16 protein-coding genes are annotated in these 16,989 nt (G+C 29.3%); 3 read left to right on the top strand and 13 right to left on the bottom strand.

Features of this window, described 5'->3' with window-relative positions:
* Window positions 1-93 precede the first annotated feature (93 nt).
* From IO99_RS14985 to IO99_RS14940, 10 genes are all read right to left on the bottom strand, one after another.
* Window positions 94-360: a hypothetical protein gene (locus tag IO99_RS14985; protein ID WP_035134846.1), complete on the bottom strand. Its 267-nt coding sequence runs from the start codon at window positions 358-360 to the stop codon at window positions 94-96.
* Window positions 361-364: 4 nt separating this feature from the next.
* The gene (locus tag IO99_RS14980) at window positions 365-1,456 is read right to left on the bottom strand and encodes a membrane protein (RefSeq protein ID WP_035134844.1); all 1,092 of its coding nucleotides are present in this window, start codon (window positions 1,454-1,456) and stop codon (window positions 365-367) included.
* A gap of 454 nt (window positions 1,457-1,910) precedes the next feature.
* Window positions 1,911-2,741: a MerR family transcriptional regulator gene (locus IO99_RS14975; RefSeq protein ID WP_035134842.1), complete on the bottom strand. Its 831-nt coding sequence runs from the start codon at window positions 2,739-2,741 to the stop codon at window positions 1,911-1,913.
* A gap of 604 nt (window positions 2,742-3,345) precedes the next feature.
* Complete coding sequence (locus IO99_RS14970) at window positions 3,346-4,488, bottom strand: 1-propanol dehydrogenase PduQ (protein ID WP_035134840.1); 1,143 nt, start codon at window positions 4,486-4,488, stop codon at window positions 3,346-3,348.
* Between the two features lie 277 nt (window positions 4,489-4,765).
* Window positions 4,766-5,038 (bottom strand): hypothetical protein, encoded by a 273-nt coding sequence (locus tag IO99_RS14965; protein WP_035134838.1) that lies wholly within the window; start codon window positions 5,036-5,038, stop codon window positions 4,766-4,768.
* A gap of 133 nt (window positions 5,039-5,171) precedes the next feature.
* Window positions 5,172-5,522: a DnaJ domain-containing protein gene (locus tag IO99_RS14960; RefSeq protein ID WP_035134836.1), complete on the bottom strand. Its 351-nt coding sequence runs from the start codon at window positions 5,520-5,522 to the stop codon at window positions 5,172-5,174.
* Window positions 5,523-5,623: 101 nt separating this feature from the next.
* Complete coding sequence (fliB, locus tag IO99_RS14955; RefSeq protein WP_035134834.1) at window positions 5,624-6,781, bottom strand: flagellin lysine-N-methylase; 1,158 nt, start codon at window positions 6,779-6,781, stop codon at window positions 5,624-5,626.
* 445 nt (window positions 6,782-7,226) lie between these two features.
* A complete protein-coding gene (locus IO99_RS18510) occupies window positions 7,227-8,054 on the bottom strand; it encodes a DUF3307 domain-containing protein (protein ID WP_051824178.1) in 828 nt (275 codons plus the stop codon).
* Window positions 8,044-8,718 (bottom strand): SatD family protein, encoded by a 675-nt coding sequence (locus IO99_RS14945; protein WP_035134831.1) that lies wholly within the window; start codon window positions 8,716-8,718, stop codon window positions 8,044-8,046. Before IO99_RS14945 ends, IO99_RS18510 begins: the two co-directional genes overlap by 11 nt.
* Window positions 8,719-9,001: 283 nt before the next feature.
* Window positions 9,002-10,558, bottom strand: a complete 1,557-nt coding sequence (locus tag IO99_RS14940; RefSeq protein ID WP_035134829.1) for an ABC-F family ATP-binding cassette domain-containing protein — start codon at window positions 10,556-10,558, stop codon at window positions 9,002-9,004.
* A 260-nt stretch (window positions 10,559-10,818) separates the two neighbouring features.
* On the opposite strand from IO99_RS14940, the gene IO99_RS14935 reads away from it, so the two are divergent.
* Complete coding sequence (locus IO99_RS14935) at window positions 10,819-11,994, top strand: class I SAM-dependent rRNA methyltransferase (RefSeq protein WP_035134828.1); 1,176 nt, start codon at window positions 10,819-10,821, stop codon at window positions 11,992-11,994.
* Between the two features lie 75 nt (window positions 11,995-12,069).
* On the opposite strand, the gene IO99_RS14930 is transcribed toward IO99_RS14935, so the two are convergent.
* From IO99_RS14930 to mnmL, 3 genes are all read right to left on the bottom strand, one after another.
* Window positions 12,070-12,324, bottom strand: a complete 255-nt coding sequence (locus IO99_RS14930; protein ID WP_035134826.1) for a phage holin family protein — start codon at window positions 12,322-12,324, stop codon at window positions 12,070-12,072.
* Between the two features lie 531 nt (window positions 12,325-12,855).
* Window positions 12,856-13,572 carry a 2-phosphosulfolactate phosphatase gene (locus IO99_RS14920; protein ID WP_035134822.1) on the bottom strand — a complete coding sequence of 239 codons (717 nt, stop codon included), beginning with the start codon at window positions 13,570-13,572 and terminating at the stop codon, window positions 12,856-12,858.
* A 34-nt stretch (window positions 13,573-13,606) separates the two neighbouring features.
* Window positions 13,607-14,542, bottom strand: coding sequence for a tRNA modification radical SAM protein MnmL/YtqA (gene mnmL / locus IO99_RS14915; protein ID WP_035134916.1), 936 nt, complete (start codon window positions 14,540-14,542; stop codon window positions 13,607-13,609).
* Window positions 14,543-14,760: 218 nt separating this feature from the next.
* Here mnmL and IO99_RS14910 point away from each other — a divergent pair, with 218 nt between their 5' ends.
* Window positions 14,761-15,837 carry a YkvI family membrane protein gene (locus tag IO99_RS14910; protein WP_035134821.1) on the top strand — a complete coding sequence of 359 codons (1,077 nt, stop codon included), beginning with the start codon at window positions 14,761-14,763 and terminating at the stop codon, window positions 15,835-15,837.
* A gap of 159 nt (window positions 15,838-15,996) precedes the next feature.
* Window positions 15,997-16,893 (top strand): radical SAM protein, encoded by an 897-nt coding sequence (locus IO99_RS14905; RefSeq protein WP_198028600.1) that lies wholly within the window; start codon window positions 15,997-15,999, stop codon window positions 16,891-16,893.
* The last annotated feature ends 96 nt before the right edge of the window (window positions 16,894-16,989 follow it).

The raw sequence follows: 16,989 nt of genomic DNA, 5'->3' as shown, positions 1-16,989 counted from the left end.
ATCTTTTGTATATTAATAAATAATTATGGCTCATCCCTATGAAACATAAATTATAGCAATGAGCCTTTTAATTAATTAATTCAAAAATTTTTCTTAGTCTTTTATATATTTGTTGATTGTAGCAGCACCATCTTCATGGGCTCTATAATAAACTCTCAACTCACCATTTTTATCTAATTCAAATCTTGTTTCTTCAATGAGACCATTTGCCTCCGCTGTCATTAACGCCGTAATTACAGCTTTCTTTTTCAAAGCTTTAAAGTTGCCATACTCACCTTTTAGAGCATTTATAACATCATCAGCGCAAGCTTCATTAATTTTTGTAAAATATTTTAATATTGCATAATTAAGCGGCTTCATTATCTTATACCTCCTTCTTTTTAAACAAATCCATTGGATTCATAGCTATTACAAGGATACCGAACATCATTAATACCGCAGAAATCCATACGATTGGAGGTAATGCCCATCCGTCCATACCGCCTATCACTCCAAGAATTATCCAACAGCAGAATGGACCCCAGAAGGAATATGTACCATTACAAGCCATACCAAGAGCAGCACCACACATACTATTACCGTTATACCAACTCATGTATGAAACAAAAGCACAAAGACCACTTAGTGCAAACCATATCATTGCAGGACCACTTGTAAATGCTTGACTAACTAAATTAGTTGAAAATTTAATCCCATCTCCAAATATCATTCCAAATAAAGGTACTAATATTATTAAGTTTGAAAGCCCAGATGTAGCTTGACGAATTGTAATACCAATCTCTGAGTCAATCATAGATGTACCATATCCAGCTACGCAACCTTCAAATCCCCATCCAAGAGCTGCAATAAATGCAATACAAATTCCAAGGAACATTCCAGCTGGAGCATCTCCACCAATACTAGTACTTCCAATCATAAAGCTAGATACAACACAGATGGCAATACCAAGCATCATACGTTTGTCTAGTTTTTGTTTGAATAATATTCTTCCTAAAATAGCACCGATAGCTGGACAAAGAGCTGTAATTGGAATAACAATTGAACCCGCCATTTGTAAAGCCACAACAAAAGCTGTACTTGAAATTGGTCCTCCGATAAGAGCTGCCAATATCATTACAGCACCTGGTTTGGTTTTAAGACATCTGAAGAAATCTCCAAGTTTACCTTTAAGGGTTGCATAAATTACTGCCCAAACAGCACTACATGTATCGTTTACGGCACTACCAAGGGCACCAAGCACATATGTAATAACTACTGCTGATAAACCTGCTGTATTAGCACCATACCAGTCACCCCATACTCCTTTAGTCATTCCCAAGGTTAAAAATGCTGAATAAAATCCATACATAAGACCCGAAAAAAGAGCAATTGAAATACCTTTTTTAAGGAAATCAGATGATAATTTGTTTTTTGCAGTAATGGCTTCTAAACTTACCGTTTTCGAAACTTCCTTCATAAAATAAATCCCCTCCACTTAGTTTGATAATAACTTTTAAATTTATATTACTAAATAAAAATTTACAATGAGTACGTTTTGTGATTGTTATAATTTGGGATATTTCATTTTAAAACTATTGAATAACTTTTCATTTGATATCTTGTGGTTATTTTATTAACAATTAAATTATATGCCTTTCCCTATGGGGTAAAGTCAACATGTATTTGTTATCAAAGTTCAAAAAAAATTAACACAACTAACTTAATAAATAATTGTAAGTTAGTTGTGCCAGTTGTTTTAAGTGCTAAATACTAGTTTCCGTCAATATCATGGAGTAGAAATTTTATTTTATAAAAGAAATATATGTATTTTTTTTATAAGATATATTTGTATTTTTTTACAAACTGAGTTTTATCGACATTTTATCCCTTACCCTACGGTCAACGTTTTCAGTATTTTCAGTTTAATGAATCTATCTCTTTCTTCTAATTTTAATCAAAATTTCCGTTACAAACTTGTCAGTGTTTTTAGTTGTCCAATAATCTGTTACATATCTTTCATAAGATTCTTCAGAACATATGTAATCATGTTCCTTAGCCCATTCTTTTATTTTTTTATATGTTTCATTAATTGTTTCATGAGTACCTATATGATAGCAAGAAGCTGCTAACCATCCACCAAATTCAATACTTTCTTCGTCCTTACACTTTAAAATAGTCTCTTGCATTATTTTCATCTTACTACATTTCCCATTAATCTTATCCTCAAAAGATGGAAAACATATAATTACAGGACCTGTTATTGCATTATTTATACTATCAATATAATTGTTAAACTCTATGTTAATTATACACTCCATATAATCATAATTAAAATTTTGATTTAAGAAGATTAAATTGCGCTCATCAATATATTTTATAGAGACATCGCAAACATTATTTTCAATTACCATCTGTGCCTCAACTATAAGTGCATGCCAATCTCTTACAGATCTTATCTTTAAATTTATTTCCTTTTCAAGTTCTCTTAATTCATCAATTTTTGTTCTAAAACTTTTATCAAAAAAATCATAAGTTGTTCCTTGTAAAAAAGCTCTCATTTCTTCTAGCTTAAATCCACTTTGCTTATAATATTTTATTACTGGTACAGATAGTAAGTTTTTTTTGCTGTAATATCTATAGCCACTTTCATCAGCTACTTTATCAGGTGATAATATACCCATTTTATCATAATATCTCAGTGCTTTTTTTGTTATTTTACATATCTCTTCCACTTTTCCTATGGAATATAATTCTTCTCCCATACTAAGTTCACCTCTTTTATAATATTTTTAGCCGTTTTTAAAATCTAAATCATTTTATTCCAAAGATTTTAAAACTTTATTAAAAAGAATTTCCCCCACTAAATGTAAAGAATATAAGGAGGAGTCCTTATAAGCATTAAAAAATAACTTCACCTTTGTAATATTTATAAACATTTTAAATTTATTCTAAGAGCCATGAACTCTTTGCAATTTTCAAAATGTTTATCATAAACTTATATATAATAAAAATCCTAATGAAATTTTAGCTAATTGTTATATCAAACTTTTTGTATAAATAAATGGATATTATTATGATTATGATGAGAATTATAAATACCTAATTATGTGATTTTGAATAAACAGAGTTTGATAATATTCAAAAATAATTGAAGAATAATATTTAACCTTAAAATGAATATTTTACCATGTGAAATTAAAGAAAAAATATATTATTCGTATAAACAATATTACATATTATAGTCAAACTGTAAAGAGGAAATTTATTACATCAAGCTAAATGTATAACATTCCAGCCTAAATTTAAGGAGTTTAGCAGAACCAATAAAAAAACCACCCATTAATGAGTGGTATAAAATACAAAATTTTATCCAAAAACTTTTTCTAAAATTTTTGATAAATCTTCTCCTGTTACTTCTTTAGGATTTGCTGTTGTACATATGTCATTAAGAGCTGCTTTAATGATTTCTTCTTTTGATGCTTCAGCTAGCTCCATATCAGCACCTTGTTCTTTTAATGTTGTTGGAATCATCAAAGTCTTTTGAAGTTCTACAATACTTTTAATTAAATTATTAACACCTATATTTACATTTGGCGCATGCAACTTCAATAATTTGGCAACTCTTTGATACTTTTTAGATGCTATGTCATATTCTACATTGAAAGCACCCTTATTTAAATTGGCATTATATTCTATTACATAAGGAAGTATCATTGCATTACTTCTTCCATGAGAAATATGTAATTTCCCACCTACAGCATGAGCTAAACTATGAGTAATTCCTAAGCCAGCAGCATTAAAAGCCATTCCAGCAAGACATGATGCATTGTGCAGCTTTTCTCTTGCCACTACATCATTTCCATCAGCATAAGCTAGTGGTAAAAATCTAAAAGCTAAAGTAAGTGCTTTCTCTGCAAGAGCATCTGAAAAATCAGTAGCATTCTTTGAAACATAAGCCTCTAAAGCATGTGTAATAACATCCATTCCTGTATCAGCAGTTATAGCCTTAGGTACAGATTTTACTAGTTCCGGATCAAGAATTGCAACTGTTGGAAGAAGAGATTTATCTGCAAGAGCATACTTTAACCCTTCTTGTTTATTAGTGATTACTGCATATTCAGTTACTTCAGACCCTGTACCACTTGTAGTAGGTATAGCATAGAATTCTTCTATAGAAGAAACTCCACCCGTAATTTTTTTTGCATATTCTCTCATAGCTTTAGCTCCATCAATTGATGAACCTCCACCAAGAGCTATCATAACCTGAGCATCACAATTTTGTAATTTCTGAATGCCTTCAGCAATAACTTCTACAGATGGATCAGGTACAATATCACTAAATACAGCTACTTGACAATCAACAAGCTTTTGCTTTACTTTCTCAGCCATACCTGATGTTTCCATGAATTTATCACATACAATTAGCACTCTTTTATTCTTGATTTCATTTAGTTTTTCTAAAGAGCCTTGTCCAAAATAGACCTTTGTGTTAATACTAAATTCTTTCATATACAATCTCTCCTATTTTAAAAATATTCAAGATATGAATGAATTAGTTTTCTTTACTTTAAAATAAAATTAACCCACAATTATAACAATCAAAAAAGTTTATAATAAACTTTACTTGATTCATTATATCAATAATAAAATACTATTGCAACAGAAGGTTCGGTCAGTTTCAGTAAAGTAAAATTTTTCAAGTTAACTTCTTAAAAATATATTAAAAATTATACTTTTTAATCATAAAAATATAAAATAATAACAATTATATTTCTACCAATTAACATTAAAAAACAAACTTTTTTAATTTGCTATTTACTTTACTTAAGGTAGATACAAGAATTTTTAGGATACTTGGTAAAAATAAAGAAACTACAAAACCCACAGCACACAATACAAATATCTTATATTTAATAGCATGTCCAATATAAATTTGATATCCATGGATAGCAGATATAGCTATAGCTGCTATTATTATAATCTTAGATGCAATCCAAGATATTATATTTAATATTTTACATAGAAATATTATTATGGATAATATAACTACCACAGGCATGAGCAATATCTTAAGTGGCAATTGAGTAAGAGAAGATTCACTACTCTTTTTATTACTTCCTGCTTTTCTACCACTATCCCTTTTACTTTGTTTTTCAGATTTAATATTGCCTCTATCTTCTGTAGACTTCTTTCTAGATCTTTTTTTTTCTTATTGATGTATTCTTTGAAGATGATCTCTTCTTTTCTTTACTAACTATAGATTCTTGTTCATATTCATTAAAACTTTCATAGCTATTACTATCATTTTTATGAAAGTTATTATTTAAATCTTTCACTTGATTGTCTATAATCACAGTTTGCTGATTTTGTTCTCTCTCTTCCTTTATCTTCTCATAGGCTTCATCAAATACTTTTATAAAGGATTTTGCTCTTTTTTCATCTTCTATCTCTTCTTTAAATTTATTTATCCTATCTTCATAAGCCTTTGTTATCTCTTCCATAGATGCATTTTTATCAACACCTAAAATTTTATAATATTCCATATCTCTCCTTCTCCAACTATAAGTTTAATTTTTTCATTTGTAATCTAATATTTCAAAATCGAAGTAGTCTAAATATTACTTAATTATCTAATACCTTATTTTTAGTTTATTAGTATATTTATAATTCTATCTTCTTTAAATACAGGATTTGTTTTAAAAATCTCTGCCAAGGTGTCTATATTCTCCTCTAAATGTTCAATGTCTTTAGAATATGTATGACTTATATCTACCATATCCTCATCACTAAGCTCTCCACTTTCTATCCACCTTACTACACATAACTGCTTAATTACTAAGTAACTCACCACGGCAGTCTTCATTTTAGCAGCCACATCATAATCAAAGACAGCTTTCATAAAATATCTAAATACAAAGTAAACTAATATATTTTCAAACTTATACATATTATCTTTATAAAAATTTTTAAATTCCTTATATTTATCTAGATAAATATCTTTATTCTCAGTACTACTCTTAATATAAGATAACACCTTATCTAAGCCTAAGGGATCATTGTTATTTATATGCTTTAAGCTTTTGAACACATGAAAATATTCTTCCATATCGTTATACCATTGTTCTTTATTATTGATATTCTTATCCAAATCACTACTAGTCTTGTTTATAAAATTTTTATCCATATATCTTTCTTTAATGGTCTTTAAACTAGTTAGATCGTCCTCATCTATCTTATCCTGAACTTCCTTTGCAAAGTCAAGAATTATAGCAGCTCTTATATTTAAATCAATACTACGATTCTGAAGTATATTAAAAAATATATTTCTGCACTGCATAAGCTCAATAAATAGCATGGCATCAATATCGTTATAAGAAGTTATAAACTCATCATTTTCACTTAACTCAAATTCAACCTTATTAGAATCACCTAGTATTATCCTTGCTGCCTCTGGACAGGAAAGTGATATACCTATTTCTCGTAAGTTCCCGAACTCCTCCATATACCTAGGATACTTCTTGCAAGTATAGCAAAGGCTATCTTCTCCAAGTTCATTATATATATCACATAATTTGTTTTCATTTAGAAAGGCACAATTGCCATTTTTCAATACAAATATATTATCTTCTCCATCATTAACCATCTCATTTCTTAATCTTTCACCAAAACTACCACTAAGATTTTCATAGTAATCATAAGTTTCTTCATCAATAACAATTTCCCAACCAGCACAACATGTATCCTCACACTTGTCTGCTATACATTTGAATTTATTAAGATATTTGGGCACTCTTATCTTCATTTTTCACCTCAAAATTTTATTCCATATTTAAGGTATCTGAAAATAAATAATAAGTCAAAGATGGGAAGTATATTTTGAGTTAGACAAGGAAACAGGTTCCGCAGATAGTAGCACTATCTAAGGGTTCTGTTGACGCAGTATAACACAAAATAGACGAACATTCTGACTTATTTATTTTTCGAAGATGCCTTATGTTAAATTCTATTTTATCATATTCTCATAATTTTATATTGTAAATATGCTTTTACTTATTCTAACATCATTCTTTTCTTCTCACACTCTTACTTTTTTCAAATAACTATATGCTTTACCCTAAATTATTCATAGAAAAATAAAAACCACGCATAGCTTGATATCTACCATTTAAACTATGCAGTAGTTGTTCTTATAAAAATAATTTCAGTGAATAATTCAAGTTAATATATTAAAATATCTTATTAACTGATTAAAAAATAAAGTTATAAATAACTATAACAAATAAAGTACTAAATAATGTTCCAATTAAATAATACTCACCAAATTCCGCATCCTCAGAAATCTTATTATATCTAGCAATTGACTTTGCTGTTAAAATGAATCCTATAGCCGAGTATTCATTACTATATAAAAACATAGCAATTATTATACGCTCTAAAAAACCTATAATTGCACCATTATTACTACCATTATTAGCAACGCTACTATTGATACTATTGTTAGCTACCGAATTATTACTACTACTAGTAACTAAGTTTCCTTTAGGCTTACATCCTGAAAATATTATTTTAAAAGTTATATTTGCCGGCTTATGCATACATAACACTATCAATACCCATTTTAAAACCGTTAATCCATCGATACCCAATATACTATATCCAATATACAATGTATCTATTGGATAATATAAATTCTCCCCAAAACAAACTATTACGGCTATAAGTAAAATTATATGTACCACTTGATCAAATATATATATCATCCATGGTTTAATATACTTCTTTACTTTATTCTTTTTACATGCAGTATGAAATATTTTTAAATATCCCTTATATGAATAATATTTTACTACATCGATCAATAAATGAGCTAAACATAATAATAGTATTAATCCTGTTATCTTATAACTTTTTTTAAACAAAAGTAAAATTAAAATAAATGGAATGCTATAGAATACTGAATGTTTAAATACGCCACCTATTTTTTCCTTCTTTAGATCTGACATTTCATCATCTTGCAAATAATAATCCCCAACTACATGTGCTATCAAGCACAGTACAATAAATTTAATCTGCATATTTATATTCTCCCCACACTTCCATCAAAACTCTATTCAAACATTGTTTTACATAAATATAATTATAATATCCTGAGCTTTTTAATCTCCTTTGTACGCTTGATTGAACTAAATTTAATTCATTAGCAATTTCCCTTTGAGTTTTATTTGAAAACATTATTTTTTCAATAAGTTCTCTTTGCTTATCTGTCCACTTCTCTTCTATAAAGTAACATAAACATAAATTATTATTAATTAAACTAACTATATCCGTTTTATAAATCGAACTAACCCCTATATCTGTATTATATTGTGATTTACTGTTTGTTTTATTTAATATTTTAATCTCCTCTATCATTTTTCTAGCATAATGATATGCTGGACCGTCAGCCCCTAATGCCATCTCTTTATTTATATTAGTATCAATATTACCAATCCCAACTCCAAATCTAATTTTTATAGGATACATTTTAAACTTAATTTTATCAATAATATCAAATAAATGAATAGGATTACTTAATAAGCCTTGAAATTCATCTCCTAATGTAATAATAAATTTTGCAGCAATGTTTCTTTCATATTCAATATTTATATCTTTTAATATATGATTTAATTTTTCTTGAGCTTCATTTCTATTTAATATCTTTTTTGACTCAACTATATCACCTATAATTGCAAAGTACATGCTTATTACCTCATAATTTCTTAAATATTTCTTTAATTTTAACATTTATTAGATACTTTTTCAATGATGATGCATTTACAATAGCATCACCCCTGTTGATGCACTCATAATAGCATCATCACCTTTGATGCACTTATAATAGCATTATTACTTTTGATGTACTTATATTATATTCTACATTTTTCCTTTTTGGGTCCACCAATTTTACTTATTCAATATTTTAAAATTTAAAAAATGAGGTGTAAAATAACACCTCACCTAACAACATAACTTTAAATATGCATTATACAATCTTCGTCGTCCAATCCTCACAGTTCCATATGTCAGTTACTACATCTTTATAAAACTCTGGTTCATGGCAAACTAGTAATATAGTTCCTTTATATTCTTGTAATGCTCTCTTTAACTCATCCTTTGCTTCTACATCTAAATGATTAGTAGGCTCGTCTAGGATTAGTATATTTGTTTCCCTATTTATAAGTTTTGCAAGTCTTACCTTAGCAGCTTCTCCCCCTGATAGTACCATAACCATGCTTTCTATATGCTTAGTAGTTAATCCACACTTAGCTAAGGCTGCACGGACTTCGTATTGAGTGCAACTAGGGAATTCCTTCCAGTATTCTTCTATACAAGTATTTTTATTTCCTGATGCGCCTTCTTGCTCAAAGTATCCTATTTGTTGATAATCACCTAGGGCAACTTCTCCACTTATAGGTTTTATATCCCCCATAAGGCTCTTAAGTAGAGTTGTCTTTCCAAGTCCATTGGCTCCTACAAGGGCAATCTTTTGTCCTCTTTCCATAGAAATATTAAGAGGCTTTGTTAACGGACTATCATATCCTATAACCAAGTCTTTAGTTTCAAAGATAACCTTACCTGATGCTCTTCCTGTTTTGAAGTTAAATGTTGGCTTTGGCTTTTCCTTAGAAAGCTCTATTCTATCTATTTTATCCAACTTCTTCTGCCTTGATTTAGCCATGTTAGATGTAGCAACATTGGCTTTATTTCTTGCAACAAAATCTTCAAGTTTTGCAATTTCAGCTTGTTGCCTTTCATATGCTCTTTCAAGCTGTTCTTTCTTTGCTTCATATATTCTCTTAAACTCTTCATAGTCTCCTACATATCTACTTAACTTTCTATCTTCCACATGGTATATAAGATTAATTACAGAATTTAAGAAAGGAATATCATGAGATATTAGAATAAATGCATTTTCATAGCTTTGTAGATATCTCTTCAGCCACTCTATATGTGCTTCATCTAAATAGTTTGTAGGCTCGTCTAGAAGTAATATATCTGGAGTTTCAAGTAGAAGCTTTGCAAGTAAAACCTTAGTTCTTTGTCCTCCACTTAAAGCTGTTACATCTTTATCTAGCCCTACATCTAAAAGTCCTAATCCCTTAGCAACTTCTTCAACCTTTGCATCTATAACATAAAACCCATTATTATCTAGCATATCTTGAATAACAGCAGTTCTTTCTAATGCCTTATTCATTTGTTCTTCGTCCATTTCACCCATTTTTCCGTAAAGTTCATTCATTTCAGTCTCTAAATCAAATAGGTATTTAAATGCATCTCTTAGTACATCTCTTATAGTTAATCCTTGTTCTAAAGCTGCATGTTGATCCATATATCCTACTCTCACATTATTAGACCAAATTACTTGACCTTCATCAGGCATAAGTTTACTAGTTATTATATTCATAAAAGTAGATTTACCCTCACCATTAGCTCCAATTAAACCTACATGTTCCCCTTTTAATAATCTAAAGGATACATCTTCAAATATTGCTCTATCCCCAAAACCATGACTTATATTTTTAACTGTAAGTATACTCATATATTTTCCTCCTATATCCTTCTGACTATCACCATCAAATGGTATGTGTTCAAAAAATTCAAACCAAGAATATTATACTTTACTAACAAAGATTTTTCTATGGTAAAAATTAAATAATTTATTTGCAAAATCCTCTCTATAAATTTATACTATAAGAAGTCTAAATAAAGTTTAATAAATTTATTTCTTAGATATAACAACTTTAAATTTAACAATATAAATTATTAATAATTAATTGTTTTGATAATAGGAGGATGTAAATGGCTTGTAAATTCTATCTACTAAAGGGAAAAGGAAAAAGTGTGGAGAATGGTCACCTTTGGGTTTACTCTACTGATATAGAAGAATATGATGGTGAATATGAAAATGGAGACATTGTAGAGGTATATAATTGCAGAGAGGAATTCATCGGAAAAGGTTATATTAATGATGTTTCTAAAATTACTATAAGAATTATGACTAGAGATATCGATGAAGAAATTGATGAAGAATTTTTTAGAAAAAGACTTAGAGCTGCATGGGAATACAGAAAAAAGATAATAGATACTTCTAGCTGTAGGTTTTTGTTTGGAGAAGCTGATTTTGTACCTGGACTTATAATTGATAAATTAGAAGATTACTACGTTATTCAATCTCTAGCTCTAGGCATTGATAAATATAAAGATATCATTGTAAAAATTCTAGTAGAAGAATATGGTGCTAAAGGTATTTATGAGAGAAGTGACGCTAAGGTTAGAATCCTTGAAGGCATGGAACAGATTAAAGGCTTTTTAACCGAACCCTTTGATACTATGATTCAGATAGTTGAAAATGGCGTTAAGTACTATGTTGATGTTGAAAATGGGCAAAAGACAGGATTTTTCTTAGATCAAAAGGAAAATAGAGCTGCTATACATAAGCTTTGCAAAGATGCCACTGTGCTAGACTGCTTTACTCACACTGGTTCCTTCGCATTAAATGCTGGCGTTGCTGGTGCTAAATCAGTATTAGGAGTAGATATATCAGAGCATGCAGTAGAATTCTGTAGACGTAATGCAGAGCTTAATAATCTACAAGATGTAGTTAAATTTGAATGTCACAACGCCTTTGATGTACTTCGTGAGTGGTCTGATGAAGGTAGAAAATATGATGTGGTTATCCTTGACCCACCAGCCTTTACTAAATCTCGTTCTACTATTAAAAGTGCTACAAGAGGATATAAAGAAATAAACCTTCGAGGAATGAAATTAGTTAATAAAGGTGGTTATTTTATAACATGTTCATGTTCTCACTTTATGAATCCTGAACTATTTAGAGATACCATTGCCAGTGCAGCTAAAGATGCAAGGGTTACCCTAAGACAAGTAGAATTTAGAACTCAAGCTCCTGATCATCCAATTCTTTGGAATAGTGATGAATCATACTACTTAAAATTTTATATCTTCCAAGTAGTTTAATTATTTATAAAGAGCTATATAATTTATAATCTTATTTGATTTATAAATTATATAGCTCTTATATTTAAATCTTATTTACTCTTTCTTTTGACTTTGTTTTACTAGTTGGTTAGCATATACACTAGCCCCAGTAACTAAAACACCCTGAATTATTGCATCAGCACTAAAACTGTGCATAACTCCCATAGATAACAGTATGCCTACAGGAAGCAAGATTACTGGTATATATTTATCATTTATCTTCTCTATTCCTTTTAAAATCATACCAATTATATATAGCACTGGTATTAGTATCAATGCATTCTCTGTAATATAACTAAAGAATTCCATAAATATTCCCCCTTTATATATTTTATTCATTTTACCCTTACATGAGTACATTATTTTATATAAATTCAATAAAATTTTAGTTCTTTACTACCACTAGGTATACTTATGCATATCACTTAACATTTTCCTTATTTTTACATATTATAATTTTATTCTTTGATTTTCTTAAATTATAAGGATAATGAGATATAAATTTGTTGTACAGTTTTTATTGAATGTTAGTTCTAAAAGTGTAACAATAATAATATAGTAATATTTGGTAAAAGGTGATGTTATGAAAGGCTTATCCATTCTAAGATTTGTTCAGATTGTTTTTTGTTTCCCTATAATAATATTGTTTGCTACCTCTAAAATGAATGGTATTGAGCAAATCATTTTCATAGCACTCTTTACCTTATATACTGTAGTATATGAAGTTATATTTTTAACTTTAGCTAAAAGAAAAAGAACTACTAAAAGCAGCAGTTCTTAAAATAGATTTCTAAGCTTCAGTAGGAGTAAAACTCCCTCTGAAGCTTAGAAATCTGTTCATTAATATATCTTTATTTCTCCATCCTTGTATTCTGGAACTATATTTATTAAATCCTTTGAAAGGCAATATCTTAAATCTTCATTATACCTGAGATCCTTCATCCTTTTATAATGAAGTGCATCTTTTACAAAACTTATTATACTAGGATTATTTATATATACATATTCTGAAGTTTTTGCTATATCTGTTAAGGTGCAATGGTTTTTCATTATATCTCTTAAACAGTTGATTATATACCCACTTGTTATAAAATCGTCCATAGAGAACTCTCCATCAGTTCCTGCATTTACAAAGGTTACATCCTTATTTAACTTAGCTAATTTTTCTGCTACTACTCTTCCATTTATCAAAGCACCTATAAATATCCTCTCTGCTTCCTCACTATTTTTAATAGCTCTAGTCCCATTTGTGGTAGTCATTATAAGACTCTTACCTTTTACTATATCCTCAATGTAGTCTAAAGGTGAATTGGAGAAATCAAATTTATCTATTTTTATTCCCCCTCTTTCTCCTCCTAAAAGATATTTATTTTTATCTTTACTTGCAATATCTATAGCTTCTTCTATCTCTTTTACAGGAATTATTTTATCACAACCATTATTTAATGCTGTAACCATTACTGAAGTTGCTCTTAAGACATCAATAACAACCACTATCCTATCTTTAAATTTTTCTGGCTTAATATGTTGTGCAGATATAACTACATCAATATTCATGTACTATTCCCCCCTGATTATACATTTAATTAAATTAATCTTCTTTATAATATTTCCCTTGATATAGGTCTTCAGTGACTAACTTATTATCTATGGCGTTTAAGACTTCCCACTTTTTCAAACTCCACATAGGACCTACTAATAAATTTCTTGGAGCATCTCCTGTAAGTCTATGAATTACTATATCCTGTGGTAACATTGTTATAGCCTTAGTTACAAGTTCAATGTATTCATCCATTTCTAGTAATGTAATCTTACCTTCATCTAGCAGCTTTTCTAGTCTTGTATTTTTCATTACATGAAGAAGGTGAATCTTAACTCCTTTTATGGGAAGCTTAGAAATATACTTAACGGTTTTTAACATATCCTCTTTACTTTCTCCTGGCAGTCCAAAGATTATATGTGCCACTACATCTATATTCCTTTTATGTAGTTCCTCCACTGTTTTTTTAAATATTTCTAACTTATAGCCTCTATTTATTAGGGTAGCTGTAGTATCATTGCTAGTTTGAAGTCCAAGTTCTACCCAAGTATATACCCTTTTGGAATAGTCTTCTAATAATTCTAACACATCTTCTTCTAAACAATCTGGTCTTGTAGCAATGGCAAGTCCAACCACATCCTCTTGTGTTAATGCTTCATCATACTTTTTCTTTAATACTTCTACAGGCGCATAGGTATTTGTATAAGCTTGAAAATAAGCTATATACTTACCATCTTTCCACTTTTTATTCATCATTTCCTTTATATCAACAAACTGCTCAGTTATAGATGATAACCTATCTCCAGCAAAATCTCCTGATCCACTTTCAGAGCAGAATATACACCCACCTTTTGATAATTTTCCATCTCTATTAGGACATGTAAATCCACCATCTAATGATATTTTAAAAGTTTTTTGTCCATTAAACTTTTTTCTTAAAAAATAATTTAAACTATGATATCTCTTTCCATTAAAATCTTTTCTCATTTCTAATCTTCCTATCCTATTCTGTCTGTTATCTATTTTAAATATATCCATATAGTAATCTTCTATATTCAATTATAGTTTAACTCTTTTATCTTTCAAAATCCACTATATGAAAATTTACTAACAATACTTTAAAAAGTTTTCCACATATTAATAGTTTTCCACATATTCTTCTGTGGACTTCAATATAAATATACAAGCTATCATAATTTGGGGGGATAACTTTGAAGAATCTTAAATTAATTTTTCAAGCTGCCACTGTTTTTATTGGCACCATTGTAGGAGCAGGCCTTGCTTCTGGTCAAGAAATAACTCAATTTTTTTCTACCTATGGGTTTTCAAGTTTTTATGGACTTCTACTCTGTGCAGTATTTTACATAATAATAAGCTCCATTATAGTGTCTATAAGTTTAAAATATGACTTAAATTCTTATACGGATTTTATAACCCTTGTAAGCCCTGGTTTCTTTGGAAAAATAACGGACTATCTTACTAGCTTCTTTTTAATCTCAGGAGCTGCTATAATTCTTGCTGGTAGTGGTGCTTTACTCTATCAACACTTTGGTATTCCAAGACTTGTTGGAGTGTTCCTAATGGCTGGAATAGCACTTATTACCTTATTAAATGACACTAAGGGCCTAATAGCTATTAATTCCATAATAGTACCTAGCCTTACTACTATAATTATTACTATATTTGTCCTTTATCTTCTCTTTTCAAAGGATACTATATCTATGGACTATATGAAACAAGTACCAGTATACAAAAACCTTATTATAGATAAACAGTGGATTATATCATCACTGGTCTATGCAGGATTTAACATGTTATCCTGTAGTGGAGTTCTTGTTCCCATTAGTAAAGAAATTAAAAATAAACGCCTTATTATATCTGGATTAACCATTGGGGCTCTTGTCCTTACTCTACTTGCTTTCTTAATTAATTCAATGTTAATGGCAAATATACCTGAAATCTTCAAATATGAAATTCCACTACTCTTTGTAGCTAGTAAGTTTATCTCTTTAATGCAAATTCTTCTTTTATGTATTATTTGGTGTGAGATGTTTTCTACGGAAGTTTCAGATATATATAGTGTTGGTAAAACCCTTGAAAATAAATACAACATCCCTTATAAGAGAGGTGTTATACTCATTCTTTTAATAGCCCTTCCTATATCTCAAATAGGCTTTAAACAGCTTATAACTTTCTTATATCCCGGTTTCGGAATAGTTAGCTTAGTATTTATAGCTCAATGTATTGGGTTCTACTTTAAAATGAATAAGGTAAAAAAATAATTAAAACTTATATAGGCTACTTCACTTTTTGCTCCTCTTTAATTATACTGATGTTATATAAGATGAACACTACTATGTTAGTAGTGTTTATTTACTTTGAAATATAAATATAGTATTTGTTATGTTTACTATGTAAGGAGATAATTAATTATGAAAGATTTGACTGCTCTCAATAATTGTAATATATGCCCTCGTAATTGCGGTATAAATCGAAACTCTGCAAAGGTAGGCTTTTGTAAAAGTGGAGCTAAAGTAAAAGTTGCTAAGGCCTATGGTCATATGTGGGAAGAGCCCTGTGTGTCTGGCACTAATGGTTCTGGTACAGTTTTCTTTTCAAATTGTAATCTTAGATGTGTATTTTGCCAAAATCATGATATTAGCCAGTCTGACATAGGTAAGGAAGTTTCTATAGAAAGATTAAGTGAAATACTTTTAGAGCAACAAGCTAAAGGATACCATAATATAAACTTAGTTAACCCTACTCACTATATACCTCAAATAATACTTGCTTTGGATAAAGCTAAAGAAAATGGACTTAATATCCCTGTAGTTTATAATTCCAATGGCTATGAAAACGTAGAGAGCATTAAAGCTCTTAAAGGATACATAGACGTGTATATTCCTGATTTAAAGTATTTTAGCGATAAATATGCAATAAAATATTCTTCTGCTCCTAACTATTTTACCATAGCATCAAAGGTTATTGAGGAAATGGTGGATCAAGTAGGTATTCCAATATTTAATGATGAAGAAATTATGATTAGAGGTGTCATCATAAGACACTTAATGCTCCCTGGACTTTTATTCGATTCAAAAAAAATAGTAGATTACATATATAAAACCTTTGGAGATTCAGTATACTTAAGCCTAATGAATCAGTATACACCTATGTTTAAAGCATCAGAATATGATGAAATTAATAAACCTCTTAACCCTAGTCATTATGACTCTTTAATAGATTACTGTATAGATTTAGGCTTTAAAAATGCCTTTATCCAAGAATCTGGCTCTAACTCAACAATTTATGTACCAGATTTCAATCTACAAGGGATTTAAAACTCAAATATAATAAAGCTCTTAACTGTAATAAAACTAAACAAATAAAAAAGCATTCTTAGGTAAAATCTCATGAACTTTACCTTAAGAATGCTT

This window comes from Clostridium sulfidigenes (assembly GCF_000732635.1).
GTDB lineage: Bacteria > Bacillota > Clostridia > Clostridiales > Clostridiaceae > Clostridium_J > Clostridium_J sulfidigenes.
Note: the sequence above shows the minus strand (reverse complement) of the source record. Positions and strands in the feature narration are given on the sequence as shown.